Source organism: Parafrankia sp. Ea1.12, from assembly GCF_900465275.1.
GTDB lineage: Bacteria > Actinomycetota > Actinomycetes > Frankiales > Frankiaceae > Parafrankia > Parafrankia soli.
The window spans coordinates 1-14,949 of record NZ_UBIZ01000093.1 but is presented as its reverse complement, the minus strand read 5'-3'; the positions used below and the strand labels follow the sequence as shown (position 1 = coordinate 14,949).

Here is a 14,949-nt window from a genome sequence, read left to right as displayed (position 1 = left end):
CCCCAGATCAGATGCGGAGGTAGACCCGGCCCCGGCCCCGATTCCGATTCCGATTCCGGGTCCGGGTCCGGGTCTACCTCCGCATCTGATCTGGCCTTCGAACAGACGCTGCGCGAACTGTTCGACCGGGCCACACGGTCCGTCGTGGCACCGGCCGACCTGACCGTCAGGGTGTGCGCACCGGCTCCGCCGCGTCATCAGCGAGGAGGGCGTAAAGCACTCGTGCTCGTAGCGGCGGCGCTGGCCACGAGCTCAGTGATCATCGGCGGCCTGACCGTCGAAAGACACCTCCCTTCCGACCGCGGGCTGAACGTCATCACACCGGCGGCCGGAAGCCCGCTCCCCGGACCGGCCACCGGCGCGACCACGCATCCGGGCGTTCCGCCGGCCGGCGTGGCAACCGTCCCGCCAGCCGCCCCCGTGCCGCCGGACCAGGCCACCGTGGACGAGATCACGACGGCGTTCACCGAGGCATTCGACGGGGACGACAACATCGACGACGGGTTGGCCTACGTCCAGAACGGCGAGCGGTACCGCGACATCACACGGGGTTTCATCCAGCGTTATCCAGGTGTCGTCGGCAACCTCAAGGTACAGCTTGAGAACATCACGCTGATCGCCGGCAACCAGGCCCGAGCGACCATCATCCTCACCCACACCGACCCCCAACTCGGCAGGAAATGGGGGTACCAGATCAGACGAGAGGTGGTAGCCGTCCGCGTCGACGGCCATTGGTTGGTGAGTTCCGGCACGTACTCGTTCCTCGTCGGATCCGCCTGATCGGAAGCGTCCGTACACCAGGGCGCACCACCCGGAATGTGCGCCGGGAATATGCGATCCTGCCGGACATGATGAAGAGAACAAGCGCGGGTACGGGTACGGCCGCCGGCTCGGTGACTGCCCTGCGGGTCTGCCCGCTGTGCGAGGCGACCTGTGGGCTGGAGCTACGGATCACGGACGGCCGGGTGACGGCCGCCCGCGGCGACACGGAACATGTGTTCAGCCGTGGCTACCTCTGCGCCAAGGGAGCCTCCCTGCCGCAGTTACTCGGCGACCCCGACCGGCTTCGCCGTCCGCTGCTGCGCGACCGGGCCACCGGTGAGCACCGTGAGGTCGACTGGGACGAGGCGTTCGCCGCCGTCCACGCCGGGCTGCGGCGGGTGGTCTCCGCCCATGGCCCGGCCGTGGTCGCGGCCTATCTCGGCAATCCGAACGCGCACTCGATGGCCGGCGCCCAGCACAGGCCGGCGTTCACCCGGGCGCTGCGGACCCGCGCCGTGTTCAGCGCCTCCACGGTCGACCAGATGCCCATGCACGTCGCATGCGGCCTCGTCTTCGGCCACCCCTCGCTCATCCCGGTGCCCGATCTGGACCGCACCGACCACCTGCTGATGCTCGGTGCCAATCCGGCGGTGTCCAACGGCAGTCTGTGCACGGCGCCGGACTTCCCCGGCCGGCTGGCTGGAATCCGCGCGCGTGGCGGGCGGGTCGTCGTCGTCGACCCACGCCGCACCCGCACGGCCGCCCTCGCCGACGAGCACCTGCCGATCCGGCCCGGGACGGACGCGCTGTGGCTGTTCGCGATCGTCAACGTCCTCGCCGCCGAAGGGCTCGTCCGCCTCGGCCCGCTCGCCGCGCACCTGTCCGGAGCGGACAGCGTCGCCGAGCTTGCCGCGCCGTTCACCCCGGAGCGGGTCGCCGCGAGCTGCGGAATCCCGGCCGAGACGACCCGGCGGACTGCTCGCGAGCTCGCCGCCGCGCCGCGAGCCGCCGTCTACGGGCGGATGGGCACGACCACGGTCGAGTTCGGCACCCTGACCAGCTGGCTGACGATCGCCCTCAACGCGATCACCGGCAATCTCGACGTCCCGGGCGGCGCCATGTTCGGCCGGGGTGCGCACGGCCGCGCCGACCGGGTGCCCGGCGGGCGGGGCGGTGGGCGCGGGTGGCGCACCGGGCGCTGGCACACCCGCGTCCGCGGTCTGCCGGAGGTGATGGGCGAGCTGCCGGCCGCGGCGCTGGCCGAGGAGATGGACACCCCCGGAGACGGCCGCCTACGGGCGCTGTTCACCATCGCGGGCAACCCGGCGCTCTCCACACCGGACTCCGCCAGGCTCGCCGCGGCACTGGCCCAGCTGGACTTCATGGTGAGCGTCGATCCGTACCTCAACGAGACGTCCCGGCACGCCGACGTGGTGCTGCCGCCGGCTGATCCGGCCCGGGTCGGGCACTACGACTTCGCGCTCGGCGCGCTGGCGGTGCGCACCGTGGCGACCTATTCGCCGCCGGCGCTGCCGCCGTACCCGGGCGGGATGGCCGAGCACGACATCCTGGCCCGCCTCACCCTCATCGCACTGGCTCTCGCCGCCGAGCCGGCCGATGCCGACGCGACAACCGACGCGGAGCTGCCGGTCGAGGACCCCCGGCCAGCCGATGCCGCGGTCTGGACCGACACCGCCGTCGCGGCCTTCCACGAGTACCTGATCGAGGAGGCACTGCGGCGGGCGGTCACGGAGCCCGGCTCACCTGTCGCCGGGCGGGACGTCGCCGAACTGGGCGCTCTCGTGGACGGCGACGGCGCACCGGAACGCCTGCTCGACATCGCGCTTCGCACCGGGCACTTCGGTGACGCGTTCGGTGCGCGGCCCGGCGGGCTGAGCCTGGCCACGCTGCGGGCGAACCCGCACGGGATCGATCTGGGACCGCTCGAGCCGCGGATCCCGGCAATGCTGCGGACGGCCAGCGCGACGGTGGAGCTGTGCCCCGACCCGATCGTGGCCGACGCCGCCCGCCTGCGCGCCGCCCTCGACGCCCACGAGGCGGCTGAGGGCCGCGAGCCCTCCATGACCCCGGGTTCCCCAGAGGCACCGGAGAGCCCGGGCAGCCCGGGACTGACCCTGATCGGCCGGCGTCACCTGCGGACGAACAACAGCTGGCTGCACAACGTCCCGGCGATGGCCCGGGGACGAGATCGCTGCACCCTGCTGGTGCACCCCGACGACGCCGCCCGCCACGGCGTCCGCGACGGCGGGTCCGCCCGGATCACGTCCACCGCCGGCTCCCTCGACGTCCGGGTGCAGGTCAGCGACGAGATGATGGCCGGTGTCGTGTGCCTGCCGCACGGCTGGGGCCACGGCCTCGCCGGCACCCGGATGTCGGTCGCCGCCGGACACCCCGGAGTGAACACGAACATTCTCACCGACAGTTCGCGGATCGACCCGCTCTCCGGTACCGCCGTGCTCAACGGCATCCCGGTGTGGATAGGACCGGTGGGCTGAACGCCGGAATCCGGCTGCTGTCCTCGGGCCGGCGCACACCCGGCACACCGGTGCGGGCCGTGTGCGTGCCGCCGCGGCGTTAAAGTCCAGACACGTCTCTTTACGGCGGTGGATGTCCGGCTCGTTTCCTGCGCGGCGGACGTCCCGGCGGTGGCCGGCGTCGGTACCGCGGCCGGTCCGGGAATCCGTCGACCGGCGGATGGCACCTGGGGAGCATGGGATGGCTGACGCGCGCGAACCGGTCGACCGTGACGGCGGGACGATTCTCATCCTGACATTGGGATATCTCATGTTGGCCGCGATGCTCGCCGTGGTGGTCACCGACGTGTCCGCGCTGTATCTCGCCCGTCGGTCCGTCGCGTCGGCCGCCGATGGTGCCGCCCTCGCGGCCGTACAGCGTATCGACGAGAACGCGATCTACACCGCCACCGAGGATTTCGAGGCACTGCCGTTGTCGGACATCGTCGACGCCGTCGACGAGTACGAGGCGCAGGCGGACCCGTCCGGCCGGACCGCCCTGGACGCTTCTCTCGTCGACGCGACGACCGTCCGGGTGGAGGGCAGCCGGACGGTGGAGCTGCCGGTGGTCGGTTTCCTCGGTGTCGGCCCGGTGACGGTGCGCGCGGGCGCGCAGGCCCGGTCGCTGGTCAGACCGCCCGCCGGGCCCTGAGCTCGCCGGCCCTGAGCCCGCCGAGCGTCGAGTCCACCGAGCACCGAGTCCGCGGTCCGGGCCGCGGCTCAGAGGTCCTTGCGGCCCGACATCATCTCGGCGCGCGGCGACGGGACGGCCGTCGACCCGCCGGCGTGGGTCAGGGCCACGTCGTGGCAGGCCTCGTCGCCGGGGCTCGGTGCCGCTGCCGGGAGCGCGATCCACCCGGCGGTGGCCGCCACGAGATCGTCGAAGCCGTGACCTGTCCGGATCTCGGCGAGGTCGGAGACGTCGCGCACCAGGCGGGCGACCCACTCGGCCGGCCGGCGGGCGGCCAGGGCGACCGCGTCGGAGGCGTGCTCGACCGCCTCGTCCCGGTCCGGGAAGTCGCGGGCGATCGCGGCCCGCGACTGAGCCATCCGCACCGAGACGATCATGCCGGTCTGGCCGCTGCGGGCGATGAGCGACGCGGCCCGGTCGAGGTAGGGAGCCGCCTCGTCGGCCGCGCCGACGGTGGTGAGCGCTTCTGCACAGGCGAGGGCCAGGTCGGCAGGTGAATAGGTGTCGAGGCTGAACCCGGGACGTCCGTGCACGTCCTCACCGAGCTCCGCCATGGTGGCCCAGGCCCGGGTCACGGAGTCGCGCACGCCCGCGGCGTCACCGGCGGCGGCACAGGCGCTGGCGGCGACCTTGCCCGAGATCAGGGCCCGGGTGGGGCTGCGGCCGGCGATCCGCGCGGCCGAGCCGGCGATCTGCAGGGCGACGGCCGGGCTGTGCGGGCGCACCACCCGGGCGCGCAGTGCCAGTGCGCGGGCGGCGAGCGGGCCGTCCCCGGCCGCGCGGGCCAGGGACGCGGCGCGGTCGGCGCGGGCCGCGGCTTCGCCGTGCCGGCCCCGGTCGTACGAGGCGGTGGCGGCAGCGGTGGTGACCGCCGCGTGCAGCCACATCCAGTCGATGGCGGCGCGCCCCCGCAGCCGGTACTGCTGCGGGATGGTCCGACTGGTCTCCTCGAGCGGCTCGAGGGTGGACGCGGTGGTGGCGAGATCGACGGTCTCGTAGTTCGCGACGGCCGCGCGCAGTGCCCCGAGGCACGCGTCATGCAGGCTCGAGGCGGTCTCGTGACCGGCGGCCGGTGTCGGGCTCTCGGGGCTCATCGGGACCACGGCCAGTACGCCGGTCGTGAGCAGGACCGCACGTCGATCGACGCCAATCGACACGAGGGGACCCTCCGTTCGCAATCCGCTCGCCCGTGCCCGCTCGGGTGTCTTCCGGGCGTCGGCGGCCGGCTGTTGCGAGTGCGCATATCCGCTGACCTCACGTCTGTCGCCGTTGTGTCGTCTGCATGTCCCGTCGCCGGTGACGGAGGCGCCGCGCCATGACGGGGCGCCGCCGGTGGCCGCCGACCGATGCCGGCTGCCGATGCGGTAGGTCTGTTGTCGCCGGCCGCTGCGACTGTCGTCGGACGCCGCCGTCGCGGACGGCGCCGCCGTCCGAAAACGCGGCGCGCTGTCCGAAACACCTGGCGTCCCACAATGCCGCGAGAACCCACGATGTCGCGAGTAAGGAAGGGTCGGCGTCATCCTCGACGCATTGGCCGATCCGGCGGCTTCGTCGCCGCCAGGGCTTCATCGCCCGTGCACGATGCCGTCACCCACCGGAACGGTGCCCGCGGCGGTGCAGGCATCAACCGGCGCGGGCTCCCCCCCGGCACCATGTCGCCCGGCGGTTCCGTGGGCCCGCGGACCTCGTTGTCCACCGGCTTGGGAACCGCCGCGCCGTGCGTCGCCCGGGTGGGCCCGGAAGGCCGCCCTGATCCGTTCGGATCTGATCCGTTTGGACCATCTGCCGAGTCGGACCGAGGCTCCACCAGCTGTACCCGGGCTTCTCACCGCGCCGCGATGCAATCGACGATATCGCTTCGCGCTGTCTCGGGAGTGGTTCGGGTGCGGGGCGTGATGTGGAACGCACCTTGCCCGTTGCCGTCCAGGAAACATCGCGCTCGATTTAGTGCGCTTGATGTGACCTCGGAGCCGCGATGTTAACCGAATATTTCGGCGTGCCGTTGCATGTTTCTTCCCCGTGACCTGCTTCTCGGGGTGTTCGATGGTTCGAAAGGCGGTCCCAACGGACCGTCCGTCCCGGGCGCGACGGGACCGCCGACGGGCGGTGGTACCGCCGCGCGACGGCGCGGAGGCGGTGCGTCCCGCGGCGGTGCGGAGCCGGCACCGCGGTGCGGATCCGGCCCGGTGGTGCCGCCGGTCCCGCGCGTGGGAGACGCGGGAGAGCCGCTCCGGGCCGAGGTGCCGGCTGATCGCGGCAGCCCGTGGGCGGGCTGGTGGAGGGCCCGGATCAACCGTTCGTCGGCTCCCGCGTGCACGCCGGTAGGCTGGGTCACATGGCCGTCGACCTCTCCGAGGAGATCAAGAATCTCGACGCGACGCTGACAGGTATCGCGACCGTGCTCGATGTCGAGGGTCTGCGTCGCCGCGCTCAGGCGCTGGAGCAGGAGGCGGCCGACCCGGACCTGTGGAGCGACCAGGATCGCGCCCAGGCGGTGACGAGGCGGCTGTCCGCTGTGAAGGGTGACATCGGCCGGGTGGAGGGCCTGCGCCGCAGGCTCGACGACCTCATCGCCGCCCTCGACCTCGGCGACGACGACCTGCTCACCGAGGCGGCCGCCGACCTCCCCGCGCTGGCGCGTGACATCTCCACGCTCGAGGTCCGCACCCTGCTCTCCGGCGAGTACGACGAGCGTGACGCGATCGTCCAGCTCTCGGCTGGCGCGGGCGGGGTGGACGCGGCCGACTGGACCGCCATGCTGCTGCGGATGTACCTGCGCTGGGCCGAGCGGCACGGGTACGCCACCGAGGTCTTCGACACCTCCGAGGCGGAGGAGGCCGGTCTGAAGTCGGCCACCTTCCAGGTCAAGTGCCCCTACGCCTACGGAACGCTGCGCAGCGAGCACGGTGTGCACCGGCTGGTGCGCATCTCGCCCTTCGACAACCAGAACCGGCGCCAGACGTCGTTCGCCGGCGTCGAGGTGACTCCCGCCGTCGAGGTCTCCGACCACGTGGACATCGACGAGAAGGAGCTCCGGATCGACATCTTCCGGTCCTCCGGACCGGGTGGCCAGGGCGTCAACACCACCGACTCCGCCGTGCGGATCACGCACCTGCCCACCAACATCGTCGTGACCTGCCAGAACGAGCGCAGCCAGCTGCAGAACAAGGCCGCCGCGATGATGGTCCTGCAGGCCAAGCTGCTCGAGCGGCGCCGCGCCGAGGAGGCCGCGGAGAAGCAGCGCCTCACCGGCGGCCCGCAGGATGTCTCCTTCGGTTCACAGATCCGGAACTACGTGCTCCACCCGTACCAGATGGTCAAGGATCTGCGGACCGAGGTCGAGACGTCGAACACGAACGCCGTTCTCGACGGGGATATCGACGACTTCATCGACGGTGAGATCAGGTGGCGCAGGGCCACCGAAAAGCAGGGCTGACAGGTCTTTTCCGTGGCTTCCGGCCATGATTCGGTAATCCCACCGGTCGTTATCAGTCGGAAAGCTGCGGACTTTTCCCAGCCAATCCCGTTCACTGGCGTGAACAGATCGGTCACCGCACGGGAAGCGGATCTTTGGCCGGCCACGTTTGCGTACCGGACCATTACCCTCCACCCTGTCGAGGTGGACATCGAGGGATTGGCTCTCCGGCCCTGCGCGTGTAGAGTGACGCTCCGTTTGGCGTCATCGCTCGACGTGGTTCCCTCGGACCGGTCGGTAGGCGCGGGATGGGGGCATCACGTGGATTCGCGGTTCTGCCGCTCGTGGCACACCCGGTCGAAGTACTGTCGTTCCACGTACTGCCGACTGAGCTTCTTCGACGATACGGCGGGTGGAATGTCCGAACTCACGGTAGTCGCTTCGGGGCGTGACAACCGATGACCGGGATGTCGACGGCCACGGCGGCTTCGCCGGACGGAACGTGGCCCACAAGCTCCCCGGGCGACGGCTCGCCGTCGGCGCCGTGCCGGTCCGCGCTCCCCGTGCTGATGTACCACAGCATCGGTGACTCGGTGAGCGCCGACTTCCGCAGGTGGGAGGTGCCCGCGGGGGTCTTCGCCGAGCAGCTCGGCAGCCTCGTGGAGCACGGCTACACCGTCACCAGCCTGTCCGACGCGCTGGCGAACCCGCGGGAGCGCCAGGTCGCGGTGACCTTCGACGACGGCTTCGAGGATTTCGTCACCAGGGCGCTGCCCGTTCTCGCCGAGTTCGGCGCGGCGGCGACCCTGTACGTACCGACGGCCTACGTCGGTCAGCGGGCGCGCTGGCTGGAGGCGTACGCCGAGCGTGAGTTGGCCCTGCTCGACTGGCCCGCGCTGGCCGCGCTGGCCGACCGGGGGATCGAGATCGGCGCCCACGGCCACCGGCACGTGGAGCTGGACGTCGTGCCGCCCGCGATCGCGCGTTACGACGTCACGGCGAGCATGCGCACGATCGCGGAGGAGACCGGTCACCGTCCGGACAGTTTCTGCTATCCGTTCGGTTACCATTCACCCGGTGTCCGACAAATCGTCGAAAGTGCCGGATTCGGTTCGGCGTGCGAGGTCGGATACAGAATCCATCGCCGGAGCCGTTCGCGTTTCCAGGTCAGCCGCCTGATCGTCGGCCGGTCAGTCGGCGCGGCCGACATTCTGCGGCTCGTGACGGAGGGGCATCGCGACGCGGCTCTCGCCGCGCGGCGCAGGCTCCGGGCCGGATGGCGTGCCTACCGTTCGATCCGGTGGCGCCTGGGTGTGGAAACTGCGTGAGCGCGGGCCGCCCAGAACGGCGGTCATCGTCTGCTGTCATCTTGTCGAGCGATGGGACCTGCTGATCCGGGCGCTTGATTCGCTCGCGGCTCAGGAACACCGTCCCGATCAGATCGTCGTCGTCGACGGCGATGACGATCTGTACGACCGAATCATCGCGCGAGGCGGGCCGGAGTTGTCACACCCGCTGCCGGTGCGGCGACCGGTCGCCGCCGAGGTCGGCCAGGACGCACACTGACCACACGGCCTCCGCGGCCGGGCCACCGCGCCCGGTCCGCAACGTGACGCGGCGCGACGCCCGGTGGGGCAACGCGGCGCGGGGCGACACGAGGTGGGACGACGCGAGGTGGGGAGTGGGCGTGGACGCACAAGCGGGATGGGTAGCGCTTGTCGGAGGCGGGCCGGGCCGGGGTGATCTGATCACGCTGCGCGGCCTGCGCCTGCTGCGGCGCGCCGACGTGGTCGTCGTCGACCGCCTCGCTCCCCGTGAGCTGCTGGACGAGCTACGGCCGGACGTCGAGATCGTCGACGCCGGCAAGGCACCGCACGGCCACAACCTCACCCAGGACGAGATCAACGCCCTCATCGTGGAACGGGCGCTGCGTGGCCTCGGGGTCGTCCGTCTCAAGGGCGGCGACCCGTTCGTCTTCGGTCGGGGCGGTGAGGAGGCGCTGGCCTGCACCGCCGCCGGCGTGCCGTGCGAGGTGGTGCCCGGGGTGACCAGCGCGGTAGCCGTGCCCGCGATGGCCGGGATTCCGGTCACCCACCGCGGCATCACCCAGGACGTGGCGATCGTCAGCGGCCACCTCGACCCGTCCCACCCCGGTTCGACGGCGGACTGGGACGCGCTCGCGACCGGTCCCGGCACCGTGGTAGTGCTCATGGGGGTCGCGGCGCTGCCCCGGATCAGCGCTGAGCTGATCAAGCGCGGGCGGTCACCGCAGACCCCGACCGCGGTGATCCACGCCGGCGGCACGGAGCACGAACGGCTGGTGACCGGCCCGCTGGGCGAGATCACCCGGCTGGCGCTGGCGGCGGACGTCTCCTCGCCGGCCGTGATCGTCATCGGCGAGGTCGTCGCCCTGCGCGACCAGCTCGCCGTGGGTCGCATCCCGGATCGCGCGGACGACGGCCCTGCCCGGGACGACGGCCCCGGTCAGGTGGGGTGAGCAGGGCTCACTCGAACCGGATCTCGGTCAGGCGGGCGGCCTCCTCGCGGCTGATCCCGCGCGCGAACGTCCAGCCCTCCCGGGCCAGCGACCCGTCCTGCAGGGCGGCGCGCATCCGGGCCCACGACCGTTCGTGCCGCCGGAACGACCGGTGGGGGACGACCCGTCCGCGTGCGTGTTGCCCGGCCAGCGCCGCGGCCGGCGAGGTCTCCAGGAAGACCAGGTGGGCGGGACGGTGGCGCAGCCGTGCCAGGGCGGCCACCGTGCGCCGGGCCCACGTCCGGGTGCCGCACTCGTGGATCACCAGGTTGCGGCGCGGACCGGCCGTCCAGGCCGCGATCCGCCAGTAGTGGACGGTGTGCACGACCGGTCGGTAGAGCGCGTACGGGAGATGCCCGAGCCGCCGGGCCAGCGCGGCCCGCACCTGCGCGGAATCCAGCACGAGCGGGTCGTCCGCCCGCCCGCCCGCCGGCCCGGCACCGCGGCCGGGGGCACCGTGGTACAGCCGTTGGATCAGTGTGCTCTTGCCCGCGCCCGGGATGCCCGCGACGACCAGGACGCCGCCGGCTGGAACGACCATCGACCATCCGGTGCCCGGGTCGTGATCGGATGCCGCGCTGGCGACGCGCTCGCTCATCTCAGCGACACGATCCGGTCGTCGCCGGTGGCGGGCCTGCCACGGCCGTCGGTGTTGGACGTCGTCAGCCACAGCCCGCCGTCGGGCGCCGTCACGATCGTGCGGAGCCGCCCGAGCTCGCCGGCGAGCAGCGCCTTCGGCTCGCCGGTGACCCGGCCGTCGGCGAGCTCCACCACCCACAGCCGCTCCCCGCGCAGCGCGGCGACGTGGAGGATGTCGTCCCGGATCGCGATCCCGCTCGGGGACGCCTCCGCGGTGGTCCAGGTGACCTGCGGGTTCGTGTAGCGGCCGCCGTCGGTGTCACCGGTTCCCTCGACCGCCGGCCAGCCGTAGTTCGCGCCCGGGGTGATCAGGTTGATCTCGTCGAAGGTGTTCTGGCCGAACTCCGATGCCCACAGCCGGCCGCCGGCATCCCAGGCGAGGCCCTGCACGTTGCGGTGCCCGAGGCTGTAGACCAGCGAGGACGGCGTCGGATTGCCGGCGGGCACCGCGCCCTCCGGCGTCATCCGCAGGATCTTCCCGTTCAGGCTGGACGGGTCCTGCGCGGCGCCCGGGTTCCCGGCATCGCCGACGGCCGCGTAGAGGAGGCCGTCCGGCCCGAAGGCGATTCGCCCGCCGTTGTGGTTCGGCGCGGCGCGCAGACCGGTGAGCACGTCCTCGACGGCGCCGGCGCGGGCGCCGTCGAGGCGGAAGCGCGCGATGCGGTTGTCCGATGCCGAGGTGTAGTAGGCGTAGACGAGGCCGTCCGTCTCGTGGTGTGGGGAGATCGCGAGGCCCAGCAGACCGCTTTCGCTACGGTGCGTCACGGGCAGTGTGAGGATGTCCACCGGGGTGCCGCCGCCCGCGGGCACCAGCAGGACGCGGCCGCTGTCGCGCTCCCCGACCAGGGCCCGCCCGTCGGGTAGGAACGCCAGGCCCCACGGCGCCGCTAAACCGGTGACCACCGGTGACGGTTCCCCGAGCCCGCCCGCGCCGCCCGCGGACGCGGCCGGGGGAGCCGCAGCCGAGGCTCCGCCGGCGGGCCCGGTCGCGGACGGCTCCGGTTCCCCCGGGCCGCCCGCACCCACCGGCCCGTCCGTGTCCGCGGAGCCGCAGCCCACCAGCAGAGCGAGCACGGCGACGACCGCCGCGAGCAGCCGTTGGGCACCGGACGGAACGCGCATGATGCTCCTGACGGCGGTATCGGCCTGACGGCGGTATTGGCCTGACGGCGGTATCGGCGGGCGGGCTCTACACCTGAAACGGTCACCAGCCGCCGAGCGTGCCCGCCCGGCCCCGTGTGCCACATCGAGCGACCGGACCACCGCTACGGACGGCGACGTCCCAGGGCAGGCCGACCGCTACCGCCGAGCGGGCTCAGACGCGGTAGCCGGCCAGGAGCATCAGCGCGAGCAGCACCGTGAGCAGGGCGATCAGCAGCTGTGGCGAGACGGTGAACGAGGAGTGGTGCAGGGACTCGCGGGCGGCGCGGCACGCCGGGCAGCGCCCCTCGGCGACTGGAGCGGCACACCTCGCGCAGACCAGGTCATCGCAGCACATGCCGTCCTCCTTCGGCCCGGTCCGGCAACCGACGGACCAGCGCACGCTGGTCCGTCACCGGCTGGACGCGATACGACTCCACGGTACGCCCGGCTGATGCGCTGCGCCGCGGTAAGCCACCGGGCGGGACGGGCCACCACGGACGCGCGCGCCCCGAGATGCGGGACCTGGCCCATCCGACTACGTATCGTGATGGGTCTGCTGCGCTGAGGATGGGGAGGTCCTGATGATCCGGTTGGCCTCCGTGACCAAGCGCTACGCCACCGGGAGCCGACCTGCCCTCTCGGACGTCACCCTCGAGATCGGCGTGGGGGAGTTCGTGTTCCTGGTGGGCCCCTCCGGCTCCGGTAAGTCGACCCTGCTGCGGCTGCTGCTGCGTGAGGAACGGGCGACCGCGGGCCTGGTCGAGGTCGCCGGGCGGGACGTCGCGCGTATCCCCGACCGCAGGGTCCCCCAGCTGCGGCGGACCGTCGGCTGCGTCTTCCAGGACTTCCGGCTCCTGCCGGACCGGACGGTCGCCGGGAACGTCGCCTTCGCGCTCGACGTCGTCGGCCGGCCTCGGCATGTGGTCCGAACCGTTGTCCCCGAGGTGCTCGAGCTGGTCGGCCTCGCCGGCAAGGAGAAACGCTTCCCGGACGAGCTGTCCGGCGGCGAGCAGCAGCGGGTCGCCATCGCCCGGGCGTTCGTCGGCCGCCCGCGGGTCCTGCTCGCCGACGAGCCGACCGGCAACCTCGACCCGGCCACCGGCTCCGAGATCATGGAGCTGCTGGAGGACGTCAACCAGGCCGGCACGACCGTGCTCATGGCCACGCACAACGCCGGCCTGGTCGACGCGATGCGCCGCCGGGTCCTGGAGCTCGACGCCGGCACGCTCGTCCGCGACGAGCGCCGCGGCGGCTACGACGCGGGGCCGGTCACCATCCCCGACCAGCGGACCGAGCCCGTCCGCCCGGCCGGTGGGGCGGCGGGCTGATGCGGCCCGGCCCGCTCCTGGCGGCGCTGGCCACCAGCCTGCGCCGCAACCTCGCGATGACCTGCGCGGTGGTCGTGACCGTGACGATCTGCCTGGCCCTGCTCGGCGCCGGCCTGCTGCTGCGCGCTCAGGCACGCACCGTCGACCGGTTCCTGCTCGACCAGATCGAGGTGGTCGTGGATCTGCGGGACGGCCTCACCGACGCCGACCGTTCCGCGCTGCGCGCCGAGCTCGCCGCCGACCCGTTGGTAACGAAGGTCACCTACGAGACCAAGAAGGACGTCTACGAGCGGTTCCGCCGTGACTTCCGGAGCTCCCCGGACGTCGTGGCCGGGATCGGCCCCGACGACCTCCCCGCCTCCTTCCGGCTGACCCTGGTCGATCCACGGGATGCCGAAGAGATCGTCTATGCGTACACTGGCCGGGACGGCGTCGAGGCCGTTCGGGATCAACGTGCCCTCCTCGGGCCGCTCTACCGCTTTCTCGACGCGTTCACCCTGGGAGCCTTCGCCCTGGCGGCGGCGCAGGCCGTGGCCTCGTTCACGCTGATCTACACGATGATCCGGATCTCCGCCCACGCGCGCCGGAAGGAGACCGCGATCATGCGGCTCGTCGGCGCGACCAACGCCACGATCCGAGCGCCGTTCGTGCTGGAGAGCGCCCTCGCCGGCCTGTTCGGCGGGCTGCTCGCGGCAGCCGCCCTGGTGCTGGCCAAGATATATCTGGTGGACGGACGATTCGCCCATCAGACAATGTTCCCTCTGTTCGGATGGGACGCGGTGTGGACGGCGGTCGCGGTGGTGCTCGCCGTCGGGGTGGCCGCCGCGGCGGGGATGGCCTCCGTCGCGCTGCGCCGGCACCTGCGGGTGTGACGGCGTCCCACGACACGGCGCCCCACAATGGGACGACGGACGGGAACGTTACGGACGGGAAGCAGGGCTGAGGAGCAGTGCCGAAGGAGACCGGGCGCAAGCTGATCGCGCAGAACAAGCGCGCCCGCCACGACTACGAGATCCTCGACACCTACGAGGCCGGGCTGGTCCTCATGGGTACCGAGGTCAAGGCGCTGCGCGCCGGCCGCGCCTCGCTGGTGGACGGGTTCGCGCAGATCGCCGACGGTGAGATCTGGCTGCACAACGTGCACATCCCGGAGTACACCGAGGGCACGTGGACGAACCACGCCCCGCGGCGGCGGCGCAAGCTGCTGCTGCACCGCGCCGAGATCGAGAAGCTGATCGGCAAGACCCGCGAGGGCGGCCTCACCGTCGTCCCCCTCTCGCTCTACTTCAAGGACGGGCGGGCGAAGGTCGAAATCGCGTTGGCCCGCGGCCGCAAGAACTACGACAAGCGCCACGCCCTCGCCGAGCGGGACGCGGCGCGTGAGATGAGCCGGATCATGGGCCGGCAGGCGAAGGGCCGTGTCTGACCGACCCGCGGCGCCGGACCATGACGGCGAACAGGCGGCCCGTCCGCTCGCCACCTTCGATGCGCTGCTGACCCCCACGGGAGCGGAGCTGCTCGCCGCGGCGGCCGTGGCGCATGCCGACGGCACGGAGCTGCGCGCCGGCTCCCGGCTGCGCGCCGCCGGCCATCCTCCCGACCTCGTCGCCGCCGCGTTCGCCCAGGCCGAGCTGCGGGCCCGGGCCGCGGCGAAGTTCAGCCAGGCCGAACGGATGTTCTTCACCCGCGATGGGCTGGAGCAGGCCTCGTCCGAACGGGCGGCGGCGCACCGGGCGGCGAGGTTCGCCGGCCTGGGCCGCCTCGCCGACCTGTGCACCGGCATCGGCGGTGACCTCCTCGCCCTGGCGGCCGAGCACCCGGTCCTCGCCGTCGACCGCGACCCACTGCACCTGCGGATGGCCGTCCACAACGCGCACGCGCTCCGGGGCGGCGGGCGGGAG

At 72.4% G+C, this 14,949-nt stretch carries 14 protein-coding genes and 1 pseudogene; 11 read left to right on the top strand and 4 right to left on the bottom strand.

The window, feature by feature from the left end:
- Positions 1 to 222 precede the first annotated feature (222 nt).
- The 3 genes from FMEAI12_RS01770 (at position 223) to FMEAI12_RS01760 (ending at position 3,948) form a co-directional block, all read left to right on the top strand.
- Positions 223 to 780, top strand: a complete 558-nt coding sequence (locus FMEAI12_RS01770) for a hypothetical protein (protein WP_235013591.1) — start codon at positions 223 to 225, stop codon at positions 778 to 780.
- Between the two features lie 68 nt (positions 781 to 848).
- Entirely contained in the window at positions 849 to 3,278 is a 2,430-nt protein-coding gene (locus FMEAI12_RS01765) for a molybdopterin-dependent oxidoreductase (RefSeq protein WP_112104745.1), read from the top strand.
- A gap of 220 nt (positions 3,279 to 3,498) precedes the next feature.
- A complete protein-coding gene (locus tag FMEAI12_RS01760) occupies positions 3,499 to 3,948 on the top strand; it encodes a pilus assembly protein TadG-related protein (protein WP_112104743.1) in 450 nt (149 codons plus the stop codon).
- 68 nt (positions 3,949 to 4,016) lie between these two features.
- Here the strand turns inward: FMEAI12_RS01760 and FMEAI12_RS01755 are convergent, their stop codons facing one another.
- Positions 4,017 to 5,144: a hypothetical protein gene (locus FMEAI12_RS01755; RefSeq protein ID WP_112104742.1), complete on the bottom strand. Its 1,128-nt coding sequence runs from the start codon at positions 5,142 to 5,144 to the stop codon at positions 4,017 to 4,019.
- Positions 5,145 to 6,322: 1,178 nt separating this feature from the next.
- On the opposite strand from FMEAI12_RS01755, the gene prfB reads away from it, so the two are divergent.
- The 4 genes from prfB to cobA all read left to right on the top strand — a co-directional run bounded on the left by prfB (position 6,323) and on the right by cobA (position 9,899).
- Positions 6,323 to 7,423, top strand: a complete 1,101-nt coding sequence (prfB, locus tag FMEAI12_RS01750; protein ID WP_071060442.1) for a peptide chain release factor 2 — start codon at positions 6,323 to 6,325, stop codon at positions 7,421 to 7,423.
- 437 nt (positions 7,424 to 7,860) lie between these two features.
- Positions 7,861 to 8,730, top strand: coding sequence for a polysaccharide deacetylase family protein (locus FMEAI12_RS01745; RefSeq protein WP_020463244.1), 870 nt, complete (start codon positions 7,861 to 7,863; stop codon positions 8,728 to 8,730).
- Positions 8,714 to 8,968 carry a glycosyltransferase family 2 protein gene (locus FMEAI12_RS01740; protein WP_200835139.1) on the top strand — a complete coding sequence of 85 codons (255 nt, stop codon included), beginning with the start codon at positions 8,714 to 8,716 and terminating at the stop codon, positions 8,966 to 8,968. The genes FMEAI12_RS01745 and FMEAI12_RS01740 overlap by 17 nt, the downstream gene beginning before the upstream one ends.
- A gap of 115 nt (positions 8,969 to 9,083) precedes the next feature.
- A complete protein-coding gene (cobA, locus tag FMEAI12_RS01735) occupies positions 9,084 to 9,899 on the top strand; it encodes a uroporphyrinogen-III C-methyltransferase (RefSeq protein ID WP_071060355.1) in 816 nt (271 codons plus the stop codon).
- A gap of 7 nt (positions 9,900 to 9,906) precedes the next feature.
- Here cobA and FMEAI12_RS01730 read toward each other — a convergent pair whose 3' ends face one another.
- From FMEAI12_RS01730 to FMEAI12_RS01720, 3 genes are all read right to left on the bottom strand, one after another.
- The gene (locus FMEAI12_RS01730) at positions 9,907 to 10,536 is read right to left on the bottom strand and encodes an AAA family ATPase (RefSeq protein WP_112104741.1); all 630 of its coding nucleotides are present in this window, start codon (positions 10,534 to 10,536) and stop codon (positions 9,907 to 9,909) included.
- Positions 10,533 to 11,699, bottom strand: coding sequence for a sorbosone dehydrogenase family protein (locus FMEAI12_RS01725; protein ID WP_112104740.1), 1,167 nt, complete (start codon positions 11,697 to 11,699; stop codon positions 10,533 to 10,535). The genes FMEAI12_RS01730 and FMEAI12_RS01725 overlap by 4 nt, the downstream gene beginning before the upstream one ends.
- 193 nt (positions 11,700 to 11,892) lie before the next feature.
- On the bottom strand, positions 11,893 to 12,075 hold the full coding sequence (locus FMEAI12_RS01720) for a hypothetical protein (protein WP_020463240.1): 183 nt from the start codon (positions 12,073 to 12,075) through the stop codon (positions 11,893 to 11,895).
- A 226-nt stretch (positions 12,076 to 12,301) separates the two neighbouring features.
- On the opposite strand from FMEAI12_RS01720, the gene ftsE reads away from it, so the two are divergent.
- The 4 genes and pseudogenes from ftsE to FMEAI12_RS01700 all read left to right on the top strand — a co-directional run.
- Complete coding sequence (gene ftsE, locus FMEAI12_RS01715) at positions 12,302 to 13,048, top strand: cell division ATP-binding protein FtsE (RefSeq protein WP_020463239.1); 747 nt, start codon at positions 12,302 to 12,304, stop codon at positions 13,046 to 13,048.
- On the top strand, positions 13,048 to 13,920 hold the full coding sequence (gene ftsX, locus FMEAI12_RS01710) for a permease-like cell division protein FtsX (protein WP_020463238.1): 873 nt from the start codon (positions 13,048 to 13,050) through the stop codon (positions 13,918 to 13,920). Before ftsE ends, ftsX begins: the two co-directional genes overlap by 1 nt.
- A 77-nt stretch (positions 13,921 to 13,997) precedes the next feature.
- On the top strand, positions 13,998 to 14,474 hold the full coding sequence (smpB, locus tag FMEAI12_RS01705) for an SsrA-binding protein SmpB (RefSeq protein WP_071060358.1): 477 nt from the start codon (positions 13,998 to 14,000) through the stop codon (positions 14,472 to 14,474).
- Positions 14,467 to 14,949, top strand: a pseudogene (locus tag FMEAI12_RS01700) (class I SAM-dependent methyltransferase); the annotation flags it as partial. The gene smpB and the pseudogene FMEAI12_RS01700, both read left to right, overlap by 8 nt.

Bases quoted from the DNA above. Each gene is read 5' to 3' on its own strand.
- FMEAI12_RS01765 (WP_112104745.1), top strand. From the start codon at position 849: ATGATGAAGAGAACAAGCGCGGGTACGGGTACGGCCGCCGGCTCGGTG.
- FMEAI12_RS01760 (WP_112104743.1), top strand. From the start codon at position 3,499: ATGGCTGACGCGCGCGAACCGGTCGACCGTGACGGCGGGACGATTCTC.
- prfB (WP_071060442.1), top strand. From the start codon at position 6,323: ATGGCCGTCGACCTCTCCGAGGAGATCAAGAATCTCGACGCGACGCTG.
- FMEAI12_RS01745 (WP_020463244.1), top strand. From the start codon at position 7,861: ATGACCGGGATGTCGACGGCCACGGCGGCTTCGCCGGACGGAACGTGG.
- FMEAI12_RS01730 (WP_112104741.1), bottom strand. From the start codon at position 10,536: ATGAGCGAGCGCGTCGCCAGCGCGGCATCCGATCACGACCCGGGCACC.
- FMEAI12_RS01725 (WP_112104740.1), bottom strand. From the start codon at position 11,699: ATGCGCGTTCCGTCCGGTGCCCAACGGCTGCTCGCGGCGGTCGTCGCC.
- FMEAI12_RS01720 (WP_020463240.1), bottom strand. From the start codon at position 12,075: ATGTGCTGCGATGACCTGGTCTGCGCGAGGTGTGCCGCTCCAGTCGCC.
- ftsE (WP_020463239.1), top strand. From the start codon at position 12,302: ATGATCCGGTTGGCCTCCGTGACCAAGCGCTACGCCACCGGGAGCCGA.
- ftsX (WP_020463238.1), top strand. From the start codon at position 13,048: ATGCGGCCCGGCCCGCTCCTGGCGGCGCTGGCCACCAGCCTGCGCCGC.